Raw genomic sequence first — 17835 nt, 5'->3', positions numbered from 1 at the left:
AATGATAAAAAAAGATAAGGAGGAGACACACTATGGCACCACGTCGCGGAGGCCGCAAACGCCGTAAAGTTTGCTACTTCACTTCAAACAATATTACGCACATCGACTACAAAGATGTAGATTTATTAAAAAAATTCATCTCTGAGCGCGGTAAAATTTTACCACGTCGCGTAACTGGCACTAGCGCTAAGTACCAACGTAAATTAACTTCAGCTATCAAAGTATCTCGTATCATGGGATTACTTCCATTCGTAGCAGAAGATAAATAAAATTTATTTATTAATAAAAGCACAACAAGGTTTTCATAACCTTTGTGGTGCTTTTTTTTATTTATACTGTTTCTCAAATATTGTTGCTATAAAGGAAAGTTAGGATTATTCAACAATCGTGCACGATTGTTGAAGATCGTTATTGAACTAAAGCACCAGGTTAGTTCAATAAGAAAAAAAGAGCTGCATACGCAACTCAATGATTTTTATCTAATCATTAACATATATTTACCCCCTAGAATATATGTCAATTCATGCATAGATTTGTTATTTATTGTTTTCAAGATAGTTTCCTTTTTCCCTTAAACAGGCGTGTTTTTATTTCCTTATAACTCAGAAAATTCAGAATTATCGTTGACGAAAAAACCGTTATCATATATATTATAGTTGTGCAAATTACAAATTAAGGGGTAAGTGGAAATTATGTTTAAATTAAGTAAATTGGCAGCAATGATGCTTGTTGTACTTATGTTTTTTGCATCTACTAGTTCAACTAATGCCGCAGAAGTTGTTCAAAGCGAGAAATTTGAAACTAATATTGTTGGGGAAGTAAATCTATCTTTAGCAGGAGATGATTATCCAGATGACTCAATCTCTCCTTTCGGTTTCTATCTTTATAAGGACGTGGATATCCCTTCTCCTCAAACTTATTCAACTCACAGCAATGTACCAGCAACCTATTATTATGAAGCATTCAGTGGATCATATTGGTATAAGGGTTGGATAAATCTTTACAAAACAGAAAAACTTACAAATGGCACTTGGAGAGGATATTACAGGGGAACAGTTTCTGCTTGGGTTGAATAAATTATCAAATGTAAAATTATTTCAAGCTCACCTATTTGGTGGGCTTGTTTTATTTAAGAGAACGATAGATATAGCAAAGTATCAACGATAGGTACCTAAAATGACATTCTAATTACACAATATAATAAGATTAGATTCGGATAGAAGACTATTGGAAAATATTTTTCCAATTTTTTTGCATCGATTAGTTTTTAGGTAAGATTATTTTCTAAAATTATTTTATTTAAAATGTCACCAAATGGTAACTTCATGTGTGTTATAAGTGAAAGGAGTTGATGGATGTTGCAACAATTAGTTTGGTCGAACGAACTAGATATAGAACGAATTGTTGATAAATATGGAAATATGCTTTTTAGAATGTGTCTTGTTATTCTATGCAATGAGAATGATGCAGAGGATGTCGTACAAGACACTTTTATTACCTATCTAACTAAATCTCCACCATTTAACGATTCAGAACATGAGAAAGCATGGTTGATTACTATTGCTACAAATCGCTGCAAGAATATGAGAAGGTACAATATTATTCGTAAACATATGGATATCAATGATTTACAACTATATTGTAAGGATGATGAAAACTATGGTTTAATTGAACATCTTATGAGATTGCCAAATAAACATAAGATTGTCTTGTTACTTTATTATGTAGAGGGCTATAAAGTAGATGAAATAACAAAAATACTTGGCATTACTACTTCAGCAGTTAAAAAGCGATTACAACGTGGAAGAGAGCTTATTCGAGAAAAATATCGAAAGGAGAATGAATGATGAACTTTGATAAGATTAAAGAAGCTGTTAATACTATTGAAATGCCAAAAACTATGAAAAATCGTGTGAAAAAGAATTGCAATATTATAGAAAAGAAAAATTTTAAAAGGCGGATTTCTGTAGCTTGTGCATTTGGATTCCTATTGTTAATTATGATAGGTATTCCGTTTTTCAATAATAATGGAAACTTTCAAGTCGCAAATTTTACAATCACAGCTTATGCATTGAGTGATGATGGGAATCAGCCAAATACCAAACTTTCATCAGATAAAGCTACTTTTAAATTATCAACTGAAGCTAGAGGTAGTACAACTGATATAACTGGAGATGTAGGTAATTTAATCTTTACAAAGCTTATGCTAAATATAAGTGGAGAACATATCGACTCAGTCACTTATACCATTAGCAAAGGCAAGTTTATAGAGGATGTTACACTTACAGCTAAAGAATATGCAGACAAAGACTGGTTATTATCAGAAAAGATATTTATGATTGGAAGTTCGCCTGGTTCAGATATATACAACGGTACAAAGGAAATTGGAAATACCTATACAGTTGAGTATAATGAACAGGATAAATATCAATATTCAATTGCAATTCCTCATGATGGCAATTTGGTAATAGATGACGACATAATAATCAAAGTCATTGTAAAATATACAGATGGAAGCTCTGAACAACAAGATATTGCTGTAACTCAAGAATCAAATTCTTTAAAATCAAATTCTATTTCATTAAAGCTTAATTAAAATAATCGAGATGTAATACTACTGTACAAAGAACTAAGTTAACTGGAGAAAAGAAGAACTAGTAGAAAAATCTACAGGATAGATTAGAAACCAAACATTGACGAGGATACTTATTACTCTTGGTAGTATTGTTGGGTACGGAATTTATGTTGAATTTAGTTAAATTAGTTAGTATCATGGGATTACTTCCATTCGTAGCAGAAGATAAATAAGATTGATGACGTTAAGGTAACTGACCTTACATCAATTTTGAATACCAGCATATTACGATATTCGTATCGAGTATGCTGGTTTTTTGTTATGGTTAAAAGAGAATTACCAGCCACTTAGGTAAAGGCCTGAATTAAAATTGAAAAAATAATGACAATGTACATAGTGATCTAAGTGATTTTTGTTCAATACTATGAAAAAATGGTACAATAAAGGGTAGTAAGTTTGACTGAAAAAAAGGAAGGTTTTCAATGCCGAATAATCAAACAAAAGCGCTTGTACAAGGCTCAATGATGGTTGCACTTTTTACAATTTTAATGCTAATTTCTGCATATGTACCATTCATCTTTATAGTAGCTTTATTATTCGCTCCACTACCGATTGCTTGGTATAGCGCAAATTACAAGCGTTCCACATCAATACTCGTAGCAATAGTAGGCTGTATCCTAACCACTATAACGAGCGGAATATCCATGCTGCCATTTGCCTTTATTTTAGGGTTAATAGGTGTCGTTATGGGTAACGCTATTTATTTGAAGAAGAGTAAGCTTTATTTATTTATGTCCACGGGGATTGCTAATCTCCTCTCGATGGCAATCGTTTATATTGCCTATGTAAAGCTTTCAGGAATTGACTTCATAAGCATGAGTTTAGAGATGGCACGTAAAAATTATGAGCAATCTAATGAATTTGCGAAGAATGTAACAGGTCAAGTAGCCATAAATCCAGAACAGCTTGAGGCAATGTTTAAAACAATTGAACTGACTATGCCTGCAACAATAACAATTTCAGCATTTTTTGCTGCATTTATTATTATTACAGTCAATTTACCAGCTCTAAAACGACTAGGGGTAGATGTTCCAAAATTTGCTCCGTTCCAAAATATGCGATTACCACGCTCTATTTTATGGTATTACATGATTGTGTTATGCATTAATTTATTCATGCGTCCTGAGGCTGGTTCTACGTTAGATATCATTGTATTAAATGTTTCTTATATTTTATGGTTGTTACTTATTCTACAGGGAATATCTTTTATCCATTATTTTATCTCTAGAAAAGGGATGCCAAACGGAGTTAAATGGGTAGCTACTTTGTTAGCCATTCCACTATCATCCTTTATGATCTTACTCGGTATTGTTGATTTAGGTTTTGACGTACGTTCACTTGTAAAGGGGAAGACTAAAGAATAAGGGGCTGATTGTAATGGGGACTTTTAGAAAACGACCAATTCGCTATCCGCTTTTTGTTCTTTCCATATTTGGAACTGTGACGTTCGTGCTTCTATGTATTTGGAATATCGGGATAGGTATCGGTTATGGTGTAGGTTTTGTTTTACTGATGGCCTACACATGGAAGGTAGAGAAGATAGCTTTTGAGGAAACAGAAAAGCACATTGAATCTATCTCCTTCCGTATGAAAAAAGTAGGGGAAGAGGCACTACTTGAAATGCCAATTGGGATACTGCTGGTTAATGAGCAGTACGAAATCGAATGGTCTAATCCATATATGCAAGGCATTTTAAATATGGAATCATTAGTTGGAGAAGGTATTGTAAATATATCTGATGACATCTATGTATTAATGAAGACCGAGGAGACTAATGAGGCGACGATTACACTACGTGATCGGAAATATCGTGTTTATTATAAAAAAGAGGAACGACTACTGTATTTCTTTGATATAACTGAACAGATTGCCATTGAAAAGCAATACTATGCAGACCGTACAGTAATCGCTATATTGTTTGTCGATAATTACGATGAAATCACGCAAGCCATGGACGATCAACCACGTAGTTTAACCAACACAATGGTTACTTCAATTGTCAATGAATGGGCTGCAGAGCATGGTGTATTTGTCAAACGAATATCATCAGATCGTTTCTTAGCAGTATTAAATGAATCCATTTTAACGGAGCTAGAAAAGAAAAAATTTGCTATATTAGATACCATTCGAGAAAAAACAGCTCAAAAGAATTTATCATTAACATTAAGTATTGGTGTAGGAGCTGGATCATCCTCATTAGTGGAGCTTGGTGAGTTGGCACAATCCAGTCTTGATCTTGTATTAGGACGGGGTGGAGACCAAGTGGCGATAAAGCAACCTACTGGAAAACTTAAATTCTATGGTGGAAAAACAAATCCAGTCGAAAAACGTACACGTGTTAGAGCGCGCGTTATTTCACATGCATTACGCGATTTAATTCAAGACAGTGATCAAGTGTTTGTTATGGGACATAAAAATCCTGACATGGACTCCATTGGTGCTTCTGTAGGTGTACGGAAAATGGCACAAATGAATGATGTAAAGGGTTATGTCATTATCAATTTTGATGAATTAAATGGTAGCGTTACACGGTTAATGAATGAAATAGAGAGTAAATCAGATTTCTATGAAAATTTCCTTACACCGGAGGAAGCCGCTGGTAAAATGACTGAGAAATCGTTGCTCGTTATTGTTGATACACACAAGCCGAATTTAGTAATTGATGCACACCTATTGAAATTAGCTGAAAAGGTGGTTGTAATCGACCATCATCGTCGAAGTGAGGACTTTATCGAGAATCCTACACTCGTTTATATGGAGCCATATGCGTCGTCCACAGCTGAGCTAGTGACAGAGTTACTAGAATATCAGCCGAAGCGTGCAAAAATTAATATGCTAGAAGCTACTGCATTACTAGCGGGTATTATCGTTGATACCAAAAGCTTTACACTTCGAACAGGAGCACGTACATTTGAAGCAGCTTCTTATTTACGAACAAATGGAGCAGATACAGTATTAGTCCAACGTCTCTTGAAGGAGGACGTGGACACATATATAGAGCGCTCCAAGATTGTGCAAACAGTTAAGTTCGTAAAACCAGGAGTAGCTGTTGCTGTAGGTGAGGAATCAAAAGTGTATGACTCTGTCTTAATTGCGCAAACTGCCGATATTTTACTAACGATGAAGGATGTTAGTGCATCCTTTGTCATTGCACATCGGGCAGATGGCAAAATTGGTATAAGTGCACGATCACTTGGCGAGGTCAATGTACAGCTAATTATGGAGAGGCTTGGCGGCGGTGGACATTTAACGAATGCTGCCTGCCAAATAGATGCTAAATCCATCGATGGTGTGAAAAAACATTTAGAAGAGGCCATAAATGAGGTCTTTGAAGGGAGTTCTGACTAATGAAAGTAGTATTTTTAAAAGACGTTAAAGGAAAAGGGAAAAAAGGTGAAATTAAAAACGTAGCTGATGGCTATGCACAAAATTTCTTAATCAAGAATGGCTATGCAGCGGAAGCAAATGCGCAAGCTTTAAGCCAAATAGAGGGGCAAAAGAAATTAGAGGCAAAAAATGCTGCTGCTGAATTAGCTGAAGCACAAGCACTAAAGGAAAAAGTAGAAGCACTAACAGTTGAGCTAAAAGCAAAATCAGGTGATGGTGGCCGCTTATTTGGCTCAGTATCTACAAAGCAAATTGCTGATGCATTACAAAAAGTGCACGGCATTAAAATTGACAAACGTAAAATGACTTTACCTGATGGGATTCGTTCACTTGGTTTTACAAATGTTCCTGTAAAACTACATCATGAAGTATCAGCAACGTTAAAAGTACATGTAACGGAAGAATAAGGAGCGACAATCCATGAGTGAACCGATGATGGACCGCGTTCCACCGCATAACCGGGAGGCGGAGCAATCGGTTATCGGTGCTATCTTCCTTGAGCCACAGGCATTAATAACAGCATCAGAAATTTTATTGGCAGATGATTTTTATTTAAATGCCCATAAGAAAATTTTCGAAACGATGTTGCGCTTAAGTGATCAAGGAAAAGCGATAGATGTTGTAACAGTTACAGAAGAATTATCAGCTAAAAAAGAGATTGAGGACGTTGGCGGGCTTTCTTATTTACTAGAGCTCGCCAATGCTGTCCCTACAGCTGCCAATGTCGCTCATTATGCCAAAATCGTTGAGGAAAAGGCCCTCTTACGTCGATTGATTCGAGTGGCTACGAAAATTGTCGAGGACGGCTATACACGTGAAGACGAAGTAGAGGCATTATTAGGCGAGGCAGAGAAGAAAATGATGGAGGTTGCCAATCGAAAGAATGCAGGTGACTTTAAGCATGTTAAAGATGTGCTAGTGGAAACTTTCGATAATATTGAGCAACTTCAATCACAAAAGGGAGAAGTAACGGGTATCCCGACTGGCTTCCGTGATTTAGATAACATTACTGCTGGCTTTCAACGCAACGATTTAATCATTGTTGCTGCTCGTCCATCTGTAGGGAAAACCGCCTTTGCATTGAATGTTGCGCAAAGTGTTGCTGTACAAGCTCGTGAAAATGTTGCAATCTTTTCTTTAGAGATGGGTGCAGAGCAACTGGTCATGCGTATGCTTTGTGCAGAAGGAAATATAGATGCACAAGTTTTACGTACAGGTGCTTTAACTACGGAAGATTGGGGTAAACTAACTATGGCAATGGGTAGTTTATCGAATTCAGGGATTTTTATTGATGATACTCCAGGTGTACGTATCAATGAAATCCGTGCGAAATGTCGTCGTTTAGCTCAGGAGAATGGACTAGGAATGATCTTAATTGATTATTTACAGTTGATTCAGGGGAGCGGCAAGCCAGGAGAAAACCGTCAGCAAGAGGTATCAGAGATTTCCCGTTCCTTAAAGGGATTAGCCCGTGAATTAAAGGTACCTGTTATTGCGTTATCACAGTTATCTCGTGGTGTTGAGCAACGACAAGATAAACGGCCAATGATGAGTGACTTACGTGAATCGGGAAGTATTGAGCAAGATGCTGATATTGTTGCGTTTTTATACCGTGATGATTATTACGATAAAGAATCTGAGAATAAAAATATGATCGAAATTATCATTGCGAAACAACGTAATGGTCCAACAGGAACCGTTACATTGGCCTTTAAAAAAGAATTCAATAAATTCATTAATGTGGATTGGTCACAAATGCCACCTCCACCGCCACGTGATTAGTCAAGTTACTCGTCATTCAGATAAGTTGCCTATTAGGAATGAAATATTACCCTTAGAATAATTTAATCTGAATGTTCGATAATATTCATACCATTCTGTTATTAAACACGAACGTTGAATCAGATTTTTTGATTTTATGTTCGTGTTTTTTCACTATTTTTTATTGACGAGTTGTTTCTATCATTGTTACAATAATTGAGGCTTGAAAATTGAGATACAAAGGTATCTAACGGAGGTGCTGATTATGACATCAGTAGTAGTTGTAGGAACACAGTGGGGAGACGAAGGAAAAGGTAAAATTACAGATTTCCTTTCGCACAAAGCCGATGCCATCGCTCGTTTTGCCGGTGGAGATAATGCAGGACATACCATTAAAATTGATGGTGAAACTTATAAATTACATTTAATTCCATCAGGGATCTTCTATAAAGATAAAACTTCAGTAATTGGTAATGGATTAGTTGTGAATCCCAAATCATTAGTAACAGAGCTTAAAGGTTTACAAGAGCGTGGTATTAATACAGATAATCTACGTATTTCTAATCGTGCGCATGTGATTTTGCCTTATCATATTAAACAAGATATTGCGGATGAAGAAAGTCGTGGAGACAATAAAATCGGCACAACTTGTAAAGGTATTGGACCTTGTTATCAAGATAAAGTAGCACGTATTGGGATTCGTATGGCTGACTTACTTGATAAGGAAATCTTTGAGGAAAAACTACGTCATAATTTAGCCATTAAAAATAAGTTATTTGAGAAATTCTATGAAGTTGAAGGCGTAACATTCGAAGAAATTTTTGAGGAATACTATGGTTACGGACAAGAAATTGCCAAGTATGTTACGGACACATCTAAAATTTTGAACGATGTCCTTGATGAGGGCGGTAAAGTGCTATTCGAAGGTGCACAAGGAATTTTACTTGATGTCGATCAAGGTACGTATCCATATGTAACATCTTCAAATCCTGTAGCTGGAGGAGTAGCGATTGGTGCAGGTGTTGGGCCATCACGCGTAACAAGTGTTATTGGTGTATCTAAGGCCTATACATCTCGAGTAGGAGATGGACCATTCCCAACAGAATTGTTTGATGAAGTAGGTCAACAAATTCGTGAGGTTGGTCGCGAATACGGTACAACAACAGGTCGTCCACGTCGTGTAGGCTGGTTCGACACAGTCGTTGTTCGTCACTCACGCCGTGTAAGTGGCATTACTCATCTTGCTCTTAACTCTATCGATGTTTTATCGGGCTTAGAAACAGTAAAAATTTGTACAGCCTATAACTATAAAGGTGAAACAATCACAGAGTATCCAGCAAATCTTCATATTATTGAACAATGTGAGCCAATTTATGAGGAGCTTCCAGGCTGGTCTGAGGATGTAACAAGCTGCAGAACTTTAGAAGAGCTACCTGAAAATGCACGCCGCTATGTGGAGCGTATCAGCGAACTAACAGGCATTCAAATTGCTACTTTCTCTGTTGGACCTGCACGTGAGCAAACAAACGTGTTAGTGGATGTTTGGGAAGCATAATGAAATAAAATGAAAAGGGCGTGCCAAATGCGGCATGCCCTTTTTTAGTGAATATCTTTCTTCTTAAAGCGACCACCTTTTACCTCGGCGATATTACCGATGGCTAGAAAAGCATTGTCATCTATTTCAGCGACGATTGTTTTCAATTTAGATTCTTCTAAACGAGTTATAACGGTAAATATGACTTTCTTGTCATTCCCCGTATAAGCTCCCTCTCCGTGAAGGAAAGTAACACCACGACCAAGTCGATCCATAATCGTTTGTCCAATTTCATCAATTTCATCACTTATGATATAAACAGATTTTGATTCTTCCAATCCTTGAATAACAATATCAATCATTTTATAGGCAATATAGTATGCAATGATGGAGTACATGGCTTGCTCCCAATTAAAAATAAATCCTGCCACCGTAAAAATAATGATATTGAAGAACATGATGATTTCTCCAACTGAAAAAGGTGTCTTGCTATTTGCTAAAATAGCTAGTATTTCAGTTCCATCCAATGAACCTCCATAACGAATGACAATACCGACACCAACTCCTAAAATCATTCCTCCAAAGACTGTTGCCAATAATGTGTCTTCCGTAAATGGATGGATATTATGTAAGGCAAGTGTTGAAAAAGAGAGTACGGTAATACCTAGACCTGTGGACAATGCAAAGGTTTTACCAATTTGTTTATAGCCTAAAAAAATAAAAGGTAAGTTTAAAATGAAGATGAAAATACCAAGGGGTAATTTTAATAAGTGAGATGTGATAATGGAAACACCTACGATGCCACCATCCATAATGTGGTTGGGTACTAAAAACAGTTCCAAGCCCAATGCCATTATAATCGCGCCTAGCGAAACCATAATAATTCTTGCAAAAACTTTTCGCATGCTATTTTTCTGAGATCTCAACACTTTTGTTGTGATATCAGCGGTTTGTGAATCACTCAATTTAATCGCTCCAATCAAATAGTGTACCTTCTATATATATTTTATCGGAATATTAAAAAAGTAAAAAGTATTAAGTCAAAATTCCCTTGAAAAAAATTTTAGAATAGTATAACGATGATAGTTAAATTAATTTTGAGAACCAATATATGAATAAAATTACAGTATTTATAAACTATATAAAATATATTCTATGTAACAATAAGTAGATAAATAATACATTTACATTACAAAAGAGTTAAATCGTTCAAACGTCATTTTCTTTATGGTACATTATAGGGGTGCAAAAAATCCTTGTGGGTAAATCATCCTACAGTAGGGTAAAGTTGGAAGGGGCTTTATTGATGAATTCGTTTTGGAAGAGAAAAGAAGAAAACAATAGATTCACCTACAATTTTTCTTCTTTTAAAAAGGCTTCAATCGTTGTAGTTTTAATGACAAGCCTAACGATTAACATGGGATTTGCTAAGGAATATAACAAAGAAAACTTAAATAAAATTTACCACGTCTATGTGGGGAATGAATATATTGGTGCAGTATCTGATGAGAAAGCAATTCAAGAAATAATTGCATCAAAAGAAAAAGTGGCAAGTCAGCAATTCAAAGGTTTATCCATTGATGCTAGCTCAGCTGTTAAAATAATCCCAGAACAAGTATTTACAAACGAAACAAAAGATGCAGAAACATTATCAAAACTTAAGCAATCTTTAGTGGCCAAATCAGATGCCTTTACATTATTAGTAAATCACAAACCAGTAGTATCACTAAAGAATACAGAAGCTTATGAGAAAACTGTTCAAATGTTAAAGCTACAATATGTTTCCCAGCAAGAATTAGATAACTTATCAAAACGCCAAGCTAGCAATAATCTACCAGAATTAAAAGATGGTGAGTCTAGACTTCTAAATGTTTCTTTTAAACAAGGCGTTTCAGGGTTATCACAAAAAGTGACACCCACTGATATATTATCACCTGAGCAAGCCGTGAAGTTTTTAATGACAGGTTATCTTGAGCAAGAAACATACAAAATTGAATCAGGAGATGTGTTAGGGTCAGTTGCTAAAAAACATAATTTAACAACAAGTGAACTACTAGCTCTCAATCCGGATATCACAGTAGATACAGTTTTACAAATTGGACAAGAATTAAATGTTACTGTGGCAAAGCCATTTGTGACACTTGAAGTAAAAAAGGAAAAGAAAGTTGCGGAAGTCATTCCGTTTAAAAAAGTAATTGAAGAAGATCCTACAATGTATAAAGGTGAAAAGGTCATCAAGCAAGAAGGTGTTAATGGAAAAAAAGAAACAACTTATGCATTAACATCTGAAAATGGTACACAGACATCAAAAGTTGCCTTAGAGGAAAAAATACTTCAACAACCAGTAGATGAAATTGAAGTAGTTGGTACAAAGGTTATTTCTTCACGTGGAACTGGAGAATTTGCATGGCCAGCAGTCGGGGGCTATATTTCAAGTGGTATGGGTGAACGTTGGGGAGCCTTCCATCGTGGTATTGATATCGCTCGACCAAGTAACTATAATATTTTGGCTGCTGATAATGGTGTAGTGGTTGCTGCTGGCACTTCTGGCACCTATGGTAATCGTATTGTTATTAATCATAATAATGGTTTTACAACACTTTATGGACATTTATCTTCAATTAATGTTGAAGTCGGACAAGTAGTGGAAAAAGGTTCTGTGATTGGTATTATGGGTTCCACTGGAAATTCGACAGGTACACATTTGCACTTTGAAGTTGAAAAGAACGGTTCATTAGAAAATCCGTTATCTTATGTAGGCCGATAAAACATGTTGAATAGAAGGCAGTCCGAATAATGGACTGTCTTTTTCTATTATTTCCCGAGAAATAATTGTTGAATTACATCGCTTTTTGTCACAGTAATAGAGGGATTGAATATCGATTAATGCATAGAATCCGAAAGCATGATAGAGTTAAGAGTAGTGAATTTACAAATACACATTGTTTAAGAATAGATAAGAAGCGAAAGGGAGAGTATGTATGAATAAAACAATTTTAGTTGTTGATGATGAGAAACCAATCGCAGATATTTTGCAATTTAATTTAATAAAAGAAGGCTATAAAGTTATTTGTGCTTATGATGGTGATGAGGCATTAAAGAAAGTAGAGGAAGAGCAACCAGATTTAATGCTTTTAGATATTATGCTGCCAAAGCGTGATGGCATGGAAGTTTGTAGAGAAGTACGTAAAAAATATGATTTTCCGATTATTATGCTAACAGCTAAAGGCTCTGAAATTGATAAAGTATTAGGATTAGAGATGGGTGCAGATGATTATGTCACAAAGCCATTTAGTACAAGAGAGCTGATTGCACGTGTAAAGGCCAATATGCGCCGTTTACAAGTAGTCGCTCCAGCTACAGAAGAGGCTGAGGAAGAGTCGAATGAGATTGTCGTAGGTTCGCTTGTTATTCAACCAGATGCCTATTTAGTAATGAAGCGTGATGAAGCAATTGAATTGACACATCGAGAATTTGAGTTACTTCATTATTTAGGGAAACATATTGGACAAGTAATGACACGGGAGCACCTCCTACAAACAGTATGGGGCTATGATTACTTTGGTGATGTACGAACTGTTGATGTAACAATTCGCCGTTTACGTGAAAAAATTGAGGATAATCCTAGTCATCCCGCTTGGATTGTCACGCGACGTGGTGTAGGTTATTATTTACGAAATCCTGAACAGGAGTAATAGGAATGCAGAAAGTGAGCTTCTTTAAATCCATTCATGTAAAACTAGTGCTGATTTATATTTTATTAATATTGCTTGCTTTACAAATTATCGGTATCTATTTCGCTCGTGAGTTAGAAAGAAATTTGAAGAGCAACTTCCAAGATTCCATTTTTCAGCGAGTTGACTTGATGCAATATAGTCTTCGTGAGGAAATTTTAAAGGAACGCGATGAAAGCATGCCTAAACTAGAGGAGAGCCTAAAGTCAATTGTTATGGAGTTTTCTACTGGTTTAAGGGATGTTTCAAATGGTGATATTTTAGAAATTCGTGTCATTGACAATAGACAAAGAATACTTGCAACATCTGAGCTTGAAAACCAGAATTTAATAGGTCAGCGCTCTAATACTGACCTTGTACGTCGAGCGATATCTGCCGAAACACTGTTTGATATTATTAAGCTGGACAATAAGACGAGAAATCGTGTGTGGGTTTTAGCGAATCCCATTCGTGCGGGTGCAGGACCAGACGATGAAATCATTGGTGTACTCTATATTGAAGCCAATATTGAATCAGTTTTTGAACAAATGAATGATATTAATCAGATTTTCCTTGGTGGTACCGCAATGTCCTTGGTCATTACCATCTTCTTAGGTATTCTTGTGGCAAGAACAATTACACAGCCAATTGCTGATATGCGAAAGCAGGCTCAGGCAATGGCGAAGGGGAACTATTCTCGAAAGGTACGTGTATATGGTACAGATGAAATCGGCCAGCTAGCCATCACCTTTAATCATCTAACCAACCGTTTGCAGGAAGCCCAATCGACCACAGAAGCTGAACGTCGAAAGCTAGATTCAGTTCTGAGTAATATGACAGATGGTGTAATTGCAACAGATCGTAAGGGACGTATTATTCTCATCAATGACCCTGCATTGGAATTACTGCATATTTCAAGAGATATTACATTAGGGCGTCCTATCGCCTCGGTATTGGGGATTGATCAGGAATATAGTTTTGAAGACTTAATTCATATGAATGATGCCGTGAATTTAAACTTTAGTACAGCAGATGCCCCCTATATACTTCGTGCTAATTTCTCTGTTATTCAAAAAGAAACAGGCTTTATTAATGGTCTGATTACTGTTTTGCACGATATAACAGAGCAAGAAAAGATTGAAATGGATCGTCGGGAATTCGTATCAAATGTATCACATGAGTTAAGAACGCCATTAACAACAATGCGCAGTTATTTAGAGGCACTTGCAGATGGTGCATGGAAAGATGAAAATATTGCTCCTACGTTTTTAAATGTGACACAAACCGAAACAGAGCGTATGATTCGTTTAGTAAATGATTTACTGCAGTTATCAAGAATGGATAGTTCAGATTATGAGTTAAATAAAGATATTGTCTTATTTAATTCATTCTTTAACCGCATTATTGACCGATTTGAAATGTCTAAGTCTGACAAGGTACAATTTGAACGATTATTCCCTGAAACATCCTTTTATGTAGAAATTGATACGGATAAAATCACACAAGTTATTGATAATATCATTTCCAATGCTATTAAATATTCTCCAGATGGCGGCAATATTCGCTTTGGGTTTACGGGACAGGATGACATGTTGAAAGTCATGATTTCAGATGATGGCATGGGTATTCCTAAAGAAAATGTTGGCCGTATTTTTGATCGTTTCTATCGTGTGGATCGTGCACGCGCTCGTTCTATGGGAGGAACAGGCTTGGGACTAGCTATTGCGCGGGAAATGATTGAAGCACACGGCGGTAAGATTTGGGCTGAAAGTGAAGAAGGACATGGTACAACAATTTTCTTCACATTACCATATGATGCAGATGAATTTGGTGAGGCAGGTGAGTGGGAATGAAATATATAGAGCCAGTTAAATCTGTTGTATTATTTCTACTTGTTATGCTGAGTGTGATTTTAACTTTTTTAATTTGGACCTATACACCTGATTATAAATATATTGAAAAAACAGAGGGAGAGGAAATTTTAATTAAGCCGCAAAAGGATATGGAGGATATTATTCGACCATACAAGGCTATTTTCCGTTCTGAAGAAGAGTTTACAGGCACAGTTTCTAATGCAGCTATGAAAGATATGATGAAAGTATTTAAAGGCTGGAATGTTTTAGATTTGGTGTCTGTAAACAATAATCTTTCTGCAAACTATGTGAATCAAATTATTGGCGCAGATCATCGAATGACAATTTTTTTTACGGGAGAGATTCCATTTTCAGCTTTTAACACAACCTTTCAGTTCACAGATAAGGAATTACCAGAAACAACGTTCAATCGTATGATTATAGATTGGAGTAATTACAATAGCAAAGAATTAATGTTGTATTACATTAGTGGCAATAACCAATCATTATTCCGCTCACATGTCAGTGTGCCAAACATGAATCAATTTATACAGGAAGTCATAGAGCCTGCAAAAAAATATGAGGTTTTTAAAGAAGTAGAGAGAGAAGGCTATACATCTCTTTATTTGGCGAACAGTAATATTGAATCTGTAAAATATACATATTTTATTGAGGATATTACGCCAGAATTATTTAAAAATGTGCTATTCCCAGATCCAAATATTGTGCAGCGGAATGTGGAAAGTGCATCCTCTGAAAAATATACAGATGGTATGTCGTTAATGACCTTAGAAACAAATCTTAAATCATTAAACTATGTTTATCCTGCTGCAGAAAGTAGTATTAGAGTCGAGCCATCCAAGCTTTTAAAGGATAGCTTTGAATTTATTAATGAGCATGGAGGATTTACGGCAGATTTCCGCTATACTTCATCCAATACCAATAAAAATCAAATAGATTATCAAATGTATTTGCAAGGTTTCCCTGTCTATAGCAATCATGTTATTACACGAATGACAACGATTTGGGGAGATAGTCGAATTTTCCATTACAAGCGTCCATACTTCTCATTGGATATGGATATATCATTGGAGAAAGAAATCAAAGAATTAGCATCAGGTGCGGAGATCGCAGAGAGATTAAAAAGCGCTAACAGTATTCCTCTGTCTGATATCGATGAAATCGTCTTGGGCTATTATTTAACACAAAATCAAGAACAGAATATATTTATATTTGAACCTTGTTGGTTTGTTATTCGGAATGGTACATGGACTAAACTGACTCCTGAAGTATTAGGAGGTGTTAAAAATGGATTGGAATAGAACAAAATCTATTTTTATATTCGTTTTTTTAATACTGAACATCTTCTTGTATTCACTTTATGTCAATCGCTATAATGAAGCAAAAGATATTGAGGTACCGGGTGAAAGAACAATAGAAGCCCGTTTAAAGGATGATAATATTACCTATGGCACATTACCAAATAATATTGAATCTGCTTCGTATATGACAGCTCAAGTGCATAAATTCACACCAAACGAATTTAGTAATAGTAACCAGCAAGTTAAATTGAAGGATGATAATAATACAAAGGCTCGTGTTATTTTTATGAGGCCTGTTAAATTACGTAATGTAAGTGATGACGCAAGCTTTACAGATTTTGTCCTGGCAAACATCATTGAAGGTGAATCTTATGCTTTGTGGAAAGTAGACCGCGAAGAACGAGTCGCAATTTTTTTCCAAAAGACAAACAATCGAATGTTCTATTATAGTGGTTCATTAAAAATAAAATGGAATGCTAATAACGAAGTAACAATGTATGAGCAAACAATGATTGATAACATTGAAGAAATGGAACAGCAGGAAACCGTTATTCCACCACTTCAAATTATTCAAACTTTGTATGCGAAAGGACCGCTCAAGCCAGATTCTCGCATTACACAAATGAAACTAGGTTACTCAACGCTTGTTAAATTGACACGTACTCAGGTACTGGTGCCAACATGGGAAGTTCAGGTGAAATTATCTGATGGGACAAAAGAGGAGTACTTTGTGAATGCAGTAGAAGGTAAAGTCATCGAAATCCAGGAGGACAAGCAAGAGAGCGAAGAAGAAGACTGGGGAGTTGAATAATGCGATTTAGTGTTTTAGCAAGTGGCAGTACAGGGAATTCGATTTATGTAGAGAATGACGATCATGCTTTTATCGTTGATGCGGGTCTTAGTGGGAAAAAGATGGAGCAGTTATTTACAAAAATCGACCGTAATATGAAGCAACTCAGTGGTATCTTTGTTACACATGAGCATAGTGATCATATTAAAGGAATTGGTGTACTGGCACGGAAATATAATGTACCAATTTACGCAAACGCCAAAACGTGGCAGGCAATGGATGGGCTTATTGGGGACATTCCTGTAGAGCAACGTTTTGAATTTGAAATGGATACAGTGAAGCATTTTGGTTCTTTAGCTGTTGAATCCTTTGCTGTTTCACACGATGCAGCAGATCCGATGTTCTATACTTTTCATGAAAATGATCGCAAGCTTGTCATTATTACTGATACAGGCTATGTCAGTGATCGTATGAAAGGAATTATTCGAGGCGCTGATTCATTTGTCTTTGAAAGTAATCATGATGTCAATATGCTTCAAATGGGACGTTATCCTTGGTCTATTAAACGTCGCATTTTAAGTGATGTAGGACATGTATCTAATGAGGATGCAGCAATTGCAATGAGTGAGGTTGTATTTGATAAGACGACGAATATTTATCTTTCACATTTGAGTAAGGATAATAATATGAAAGAGCTAGCACGTATGAGTGTCGCACAAACCTTACAATCTTGTGGCATCCTTGTTGGTGAGCATGTTCATCTATTTGATACGGATGCAGAAGAACCGACGAAATTGGTTACGGTTTAATCAGAGGCTATTTAGACAAAATTTGAAGCTG

Annotated in this window: 16 protein-coding genes; 15 read left to right on the top strand and 1 reads right to left on the bottom strand. The window is 36.0% G+C overall.

Features of this window, described 5'->3' with window-relative positions; all coding sequences use genetic code 11:
* Window positions 1-32: 32 nt before the first annotated feature.
* The 9 genes from rpsR to HCH28_RS17865 all read left to right on the top strand — a co-directional run bounded on the left by rpsR (window position 33) and on the right by HCH28_RS17865 (window position 9338).
* Window positions 33-269: a 30S ribosomal protein S18 gene (rpsR, locus tag HCH28_RS17905; protein ID WP_004233359.1), complete on the top strand. Its 237-nt coding sequence runs from the start codon at window positions 33-35 to the stop codon at window positions 267-269.
* Window positions 270-692: 423 nt separating this feature from the next.
* The gene (locus HCH28_RS17900) at window positions 693-1076 is read left to right on the top strand and encodes a hypothetical protein (RefSeq protein ID WP_221682467.1); all 384 of its coding nucleotides are present in this window, start codon (window positions 693-695) and stop codon (window positions 1074-1076) included.
* A gap of 279 nt (window positions 1077-1355) precedes the next feature.
* Window positions 1356-1847 (top strand): RNA polymerase sigma factor, encoded by a 492-nt coding sequence (locus HCH28_RS17895; RefSeq protein WP_004233363.1) that lies wholly within the window; start codon window positions 1356-1358, stop codon window positions 1845-1847.
* Entirely contained in the window at window positions 1847-2596 is a 750-nt protein-coding gene (locus HCH28_RS17890; protein ID WP_221682466.1) for a hypothetical protein, read from the top strand. The genes HCH28_RS17895 and HCH28_RS17890 overlap by 1 nt, the downstream gene beginning before the upstream one ends.
* Before the next feature lie 461 nt (window positions 2597-3057).
* Window positions 3058-3999 (top strand): YybS family protein, encoded by a 942-nt coding sequence (locus tag HCH28_RS17885; protein WP_221682465.1) that lies wholly within the window; start codon window positions 3058-3060, stop codon window positions 3997-3999.
* 13 nt (window positions 4000-4012) lie between these two features.
* Window positions 4013-5983 carry a DHH family phosphoesterase gene (locus HCH28_RS17880; RefSeq protein ID WP_004233367.1) on the top strand — a complete coding sequence of 657 codons (1971 nt, stop codon included), beginning with the start codon at window positions 4013-4015 and terminating at the stop codon, window positions 5981-5983.
* A complete protein-coding gene (gene rplI / locus HCH28_RS17875) occupies window positions 5983-6429 on the top strand; it encodes a 50S ribosomal protein L9 (RefSeq protein WP_004233368.1) in 447 nt (148 codons plus the stop codon). The genes HCH28_RS17880 and rplI overlap by 1 nt, the downstream gene beginning before the upstream one ends.
* Before the next feature lie 13 nt (window positions 6430-6442).
* Entirely contained in the window at window positions 6443-7804 is a 1362-nt protein-coding gene (gene dnaB, locus HCH28_RS17870) for a replicative DNA helicase (protein ID WP_004233370.1), read from the top strand.
* A 244-nt stretch (window positions 7805-8048) separates the two neighbouring features.
* A complete protein-coding gene (locus tag HCH28_RS17865; protein WP_004233375.1) occupies window positions 8049-9338 on the top strand; it encodes an adenylosuccinate synthase in 1290 nt (429 codons plus the stop codon).
* Window positions 9339-9382: 44 nt separating this feature from the next.
* On the opposite strand, the gene HCH28_RS17860 is transcribed toward HCH28_RS17865, so the two are convergent.
* Entirely contained in the window at window positions 9383-10222 is an 840-nt protein-coding gene (locus tag HCH28_RS17860; protein WP_255601677.1) for a YitT family protein, read from the bottom strand.
* 401 nt (window positions 10223-10623) lie between these two features.
* Between HCH28_RS17860 and HCH28_RS17855 the strand changes: the two genes are divergently transcribed.
* The 6 genes from HCH28_RS17855 to HCH28_RS17830 all read left to right on the top strand — a co-directional run bounded on the left by HCH28_RS17855 (window position 10624) and on the right by HCH28_RS17830 (window position 17804).
* Complete coding sequence (locus HCH28_RS17855; RefSeq protein WP_221682463.1) at window positions 10624-12084, top strand: peptidoglycan DD-metalloendopeptidase family protein; 1461 nt, start codon at window positions 10624-10626, stop codon at window positions 12082-12084.
* 214 nt (window positions 12085-12298) lie between these two features.
* Entirely contained in the window at window positions 12299-13012 is a 714-nt protein-coding gene (gene yycF / locus HCH28_RS17850) for a response regulator YycF (protein WP_221682462.1), read from the top strand.
* Between the two features lie 5 nt (window positions 13013-13017).
* Window positions 13018-14883, top strand: a complete 1866-nt coding sequence (gene walK / locus HCH28_RS17845) for a cell wall metabolism sensor histidine kinase WalK (protein WP_221682461.1) — start codon at window positions 13018-13020, stop codon at window positions 14881-14883.
* Window positions 14880-16205, top strand: a complete 1326-nt coding sequence (locus HCH28_RS17840; RefSeq protein ID WP_221682460.1) for a YycH family regulatory protein — start codon at window positions 14880-14882, stop codon at window positions 16203-16205. The genes walK and HCH28_RS17840 overlap by 4 nt, the downstream gene beginning before the upstream one ends.
* On the top strand, window positions 16192-17016 hold the full coding sequence (locus HCH28_RS17835) for a two-component system regulatory protein YycI (protein WP_221682459.1): 825 nt from the start codon (window positions 16192-16194) through the stop codon (window positions 17014-17016). The genes HCH28_RS17840 and HCH28_RS17835 overlap by 14 nt, the downstream gene beginning before the upstream one ends.
* Window positions 17016-17804, top strand: a complete 789-nt coding sequence (locus HCH28_RS17830; protein ID WP_048395252.1) for an MBL fold metallo-hydrolase — start codon at window positions 17016-17018, stop codon at window positions 17802-17804. Before HCH28_RS17835 ends, HCH28_RS17830 begins: the two co-directional genes overlap by 1 nt.
* The last annotated feature ends 31 nt before the right edge of the window (window positions 17805-17835 follow it).

It is taken from the genome of Lysinibacillus sp. K60, from assembly GCF_019731275.1.
Lineage (GTDB): Bacteria > Bacillota > Bacilli > Bacillales_A > Planococcaceae > Lysinibacillus > Lysinibacillus capsici.
The sequence above is the reverse complement of the archived record's forward strand: the minus strand, read 5'-3'. Positions and strand labels throughout refer to the sequence as shown.

What these genes read in the sequence shown, in the direction of transcription:
- walK (WP_221682461.1), top strand. Translation starts at nt 13,018, where the DNA reads ATGCAGAAAGTGAGCTTCTTTAAATCCATTCATGTAAAACTAGTGCTG.
- HCH28_RS17830 (WP_048395252.1), top strand. Translation starts at nt 17,016, where the DNA reads ATGCGATTTAGTGTTTTAGCAAGTGGCAGTACAGGGAATTCGATTTAT.
- yycF (WP_221682462.1), top strand. Translation starts at nt 12,299, where the DNA reads ATGAATAAAACAATTTTAGTTGTTGATGATGAGAAACCAATCGCAGAT.
- HCH28_RS17835 (WP_221682459.1), top strand. Translation starts at nt 16,192, where the DNA reads ATGGATTGGAATAGAACAAAATCTATTTTTATATTCGTTTTTTTAATA.
- dnaB (WP_004233370.1), top strand. Translation starts at nt 6,443, where the DNA reads ATGAGTGAACCGATGATGGACCGCGTTCCACCGCATAACCGGGAGGCG.
- HCH28_RS17840 (WP_221682460.1), top strand. Translation starts at nt 14,880, where the DNA reads ATGAAATATATAGAGCCAGTTAAATCTGTTGTATTATTTCTACTTGTT.
- rplI (WP_004233368.1), top strand. Translation starts at nt 5,983, where the DNA reads ATGAAAGTAGTATTTTTAAAAGACGTTAAAGGAAAAGGGAAAAAAGGT.
- rpsR (WP_004233359.1), top strand. Translation starts at nt 33, where the DNA reads ATGGCACCACGTCGCGGAGGCCGCAAACGCCGTAAAGTTTGCTACTTC.
- HCH28_RS17865 (WP_004233375.1), top strand. Translation starts at nt 8,049, where the DNA reads ATGACATCAGTAGTAGTTGTAGGAACACAGTGGGGAGACGAAGGAAAA.
- HCH28_RS17855 (WP_221682463.1), top strand. Translation starts at nt 10,624, where the DNA reads ATGAATTCGTTTTGGAAGAGAAAAGAAGAAAACAATAGATTCACCTAC.
- HCH28_RS17890 (WP_221682466.1), top strand. Translation starts at nt 1,847, where the DNA reads ATGAACTTTGATAAGATTAAAGAAGCTGTTAATACTATTGAAATGCCA.
- HCH28_RS17900 (WP_221682467.1), top strand. Translation starts at nt 693, where the DNA reads ATGTTTAAATTAAGTAAATTGGCAGCAATGATGCTTGTTGTACTTATG.
- HCH28_RS17895 (WP_004233363.1), top strand. Translation starts at nt 1,356, where the DNA reads ATGTTGCAACAATTAGTTTGGTCGAACGAACTAGATATAGAACGAATT.
- HCH28_RS17860 (WP_255601677.1), bottom strand. Translation starts at nt 10,222, where the DNA reads ATGCGAAAAGTTTTTGCAAGAATTATTATGGTTTCGCTAGGCGCGATT.
- HCH28_RS17880 (WP_004233367.1), top strand. Translation starts at nt 4,013, where the DNA reads ATGGGGACTTTTAGAAAACGACCAATTCGCTATCCGCTTTTTGTTCTT.
- HCH28_RS17885 (WP_221682465.1), top strand. Translation starts at nt 3,058, where the DNA reads ATGCCGAATAATCAAACAAAAGCGCTTGTACAAGGCTCAATGATGGTT.